Here is a 2,648-nt window from a genome sequence, read left to right as displayed (position 1 = left end):
CGGGTCGGCGCCAGCGCCGACCCGACCCTGACGAAGGCCCACCCAGCCCGAGGACCCCGGCGAAGGAGGGTGCCCGGCGGGCCCGGGAAGTACAGTGGCCCGAACCGTCAGTCACCGGCCCGAGGAGCGCCCCGCTCGTGTACGTCAAGAGCCTCACCCTCAAGGGCTTCAAGTCGTTCGCCTCGGCGACGCACCTGCGCCTGGAGCCGGGCATCACGTGCATCGTCGGGCCCAACGGCTCGGGCAAGTCCAATGTCGTCGACGCGCTGGCCTGGGTCATGGGCGAGCAGGGGGCCAAGTCCCTGCGCGGCGGCAAGATGGAGGACGTCATCTTCGCCGGCACGACCGGCCGGGCGGCGCTGGGGCGCGCCGAGGTGACGATGACGATCGACAACAGCGACGGGGCGCTGCCGATCGACTACACCGAGGTGACGATCAGCCGCACGATGTTCCGCAACGGCGGCTCGGAGTACGCGATCAACGGCACGTCCTGCCGGCTGCTCGACATCCAGGAGCTGCTCTCCGACTCGGGCATCGGCCGCGAGATGCACGTCATCGTCGGGCAGGGCCAGCTCGACGCGGTGCTGCGGGCGACCGCCGAGGAGCGACGCGGGTTCATCGAGGAGGCCGCGGGGGTCCTCAAGCACCGCAAGCGCAAGGAAAAGGCGATCCGCAAGCTCGACGGGATGGAGGCCAACCTCTCCCGCGTCGCGGACCTGACCACCGAGATCCGACGCCAGCTCGGGCCGCTGGGCCGCCAGGCGGAGACGGCCCGCAAGGCCGCGGTCATCCAGGCCGATGCGCGGGATGCGCGATTCCGCCTGCTCGCCGACGACCTCGTGCGCATGACCTCGGCCCTGGAGCAGGAGGTCGCCGACGAGCAGGCGATGCTCGAGCGGCGCCGCGCGCTGGAGCAGGCCGTGCTCGCCGCCCGCACGCGCATCACCGAGCACGAGGAGGCGGGGGCCGCCGCGGCCGCCGAGCTGGCCGCCGCCCAGCAGCGCGCCGTCCGCCTGGCCTCGCTCACCGACCGGCTCGGGGCCACGGCCTCGCTCGCCGCCGAGCGGGTGCGGCTGCTCGGGCAGGACGAAGAGGTCGAGACCACGAGCGGCCGCGACCCCGAGGCGCTGCGCGAGCAGGCCGCCCGGGCACGCGCCGACGAGGAGGAGCTGCGCGCCGAGATCGCTCGGATCACCGAGGAGCTCGCCGAGGCCGTCGCCGCCCGCGAGGGGCTGGAGCAGGCCTTCGCCGCGGAGCAGCAGCGCATCGCCGCGCTGGCCCAGCGCGCCGCCGACCGGCGCGAGGGCCTGGCTCGGCTCGCCGGTCAGGTCGGGGCCCGGCGCTCCCGCATCGAGGCCCGCGAGGCCGAGATGGGCCGGCTCGAGGAGATCGTCACCACCGCGCTCGCCCGGGCCGATGAGGCCGAGCGCGAGTTCCACCGCCTCGAGGGCACCATCGCCGACGAGGAAGGGAGCGAAGAGGGCCTCGACGAGGTGTACGAGCGCGCTGCCGCGGCCCACGACGAGGCCGCCGACGAGGTCGAGCGGGTCGTCGAGGCGGGGCGCACCGCCGACCGGGACCGGCAGTCCGCGCAGGCGCGCCTCGAGGCCCTCGAGCTCAGCCTGCGCCGCAAGGACGGGGTCGAGGCACTGCGCGAGGCGGCCGACGGGGAGCACGAGATCCTCGGCTCCGTCGCCGAGCTCGTCGCCGTGAGCGGTGGCCACGAGGCCGCTGTCGCTGCGGCGCTCGACCAGGCCGGCAACGCGCTCGCGGTCGGCAGCATCGACGCCGCCGCCCGCGCGGTCGAGCGGCTGCGCACGGATGACTCCGGGCGGGCCACGCTCGTCGTCGGCACGACCGCACGCCCCTCCGACCGCAGTGGCTGGCCCGACCTGCCCGACGGTTGCGTGTGGGCCCTCGACGTCGTCACCGCCCCCGATGCGGTGCGCCCCGCGGTCGAGCAGGTGCTCGAGCGCGTCGCCATCGTCAGTGACACCCCGGCTGCGCTGGCGCTGCTCGCCGAGATCGGTGACCTCACCGCTGTCACCGAGGACGGCGACGTCTACGGGCCCGGCTTCGTGCGTGGCGGATCGAGTGCGGCACCGAGCCTGCTCGAGCTGCAGGCCGCCGTCGACGAGACCCGCGCGGTCCTCGACGACGCGACCCGCCGCAGCGAGGAGTCGACCTTCGCCCTCACGACCGCCCGCAACGTGCTCGCCGAGCGCGTCGAGGCCCGCGATGCCGCGATGGAGGCCCTGCACGAGTCCGATGCCCGCATGGCCGCGGTCGCCGAGCAGCTGGGCGGCCTGGGTACGACCACCCGCACCGCCCGGGCCGAGGCCGAGCGCACCCGGACCAAGATCACCGACGTCGCCACCGCCCTCGAGGCCGACCGTGCCGAGCTGGCCGAGCTCGAGCAGCGTCTCGAGGACGCCTCCGCCGCCCCCGCCGAGGACGAGGGTGAGGAGTCAGCCGACGACCGCGAGCGTCTCGAGCTCGAGGCGAGCGCCGCCCGCACCGCGGAGACCGAGGTGCGGCTCTCCCTTCGCACCAAGGAGGAGCGGGCCAGGTCACTCCACGGCCGGGCCGAGTCGCTCGAGGGCGCCGCCCGCAACGAGATCGCCGCCCGCGAGCGCCTGCGGGCACGC

General features: G+C 75.1%; 1 protein-coding gene. It reads left to right on the top strand.

The genetic code is table 11. The annotated features are described in order from the left end of the window. Window positions 1-137: 137 nt before the first annotated feature. Window positions 138-2,648 (top strand): SMC hinge domain-related protein (locus JAN01S_RS16295; RefSeq protein ID WP_068319860.1); only part of this gene is annotated, 2,511 nt, incomplete at its 3' end.

Origin of the sequence: Janibacter anophelis NBRC 107843 (genome assembly GCF_001570945.1) — a bacterium.
In the GTDB taxonomy this organism is placed as follows: domain Bacteria; phylum Actinomycetota; class Actinomycetes; order Actinomycetales; family Dermatophilaceae; genus Janibacter; species Janibacter anophelis.
Note: the sequence above shows the minus strand (reverse complement) of the source record. Positions and strands in the feature narration are given on the sequence as shown.